The sequence below is a fragment of the Cupriavidus sp. 05N39 genome, assembly GCF_056397325.1.
On the sequence record NZ_JBFTNE010000272.1, the window covers coordinates 1 to 614 of the forward strand.

Genomic DNA, 614 nt, shown 5'->3' on the forward strand with positions numbered 1-614 from the left:
TCCCGGACCGCGATCATTTCGGCCGGATCTTCTACAACCAGGCCAACCTGTCCGCGCAGGGCATCCCGCAGATCGCCTGCGTGATGGGCAGCTGCACCGCCGGCGGCGCCTACGTGCCGGCGATGAGCGATGAAACGGTGATCGTGCGCGAGCAGGGCACCATCTTCCTCGGCGGCCCGCCGCTGGTGAAGGCGGCCACCGGTGAAGTGGTCAGCGCCGAAGAACTCGGTGGTGCCGACGTGCACACGCGCATTTCCGGCGTGGCCGACCACATGGCCGACAACGACCTGCAGGCGCTGGCGCGGGTCCCCGCGATCATCGCCCAGCTCAACTGGCGCAAGCCCGAGCCCGCGCTGGCCGTGCAGGCGCCGGTCGAGCCGCGCTACCCGGCCAGTGAGCTGTATGGCGTGATCCCCGCCGACACCCGCAAGCCCTACGACGTACGCGAAGTAATCATGCGCATCGTCGACGACTCGCGTTTCGACGAGTTCAAGCCGCGCTATGGCGCCACCCTGGTCACCGGCTTCGCCCACCTGCACGGTTATCCGGTGGGCATCATCGCCAACAACGGCATCCTGTTCTCCGAGTCCGCGCTCAAGGGCGCGCACTTCATC

The 614-nt window shown here is 67.8% G+C and carries 1 protein-coding gene; it reads left to right on the forward strand.

The window, feature by feature from the left end; all coding sequences use genetic code 11:
* The coding region (locus tag AC1DN0_RS41245; protein WP_477146629.1) for a carboxyl transferase domain-containing protein at positions 1-614 on the forward strand (614 nt) is incomplete at both ends.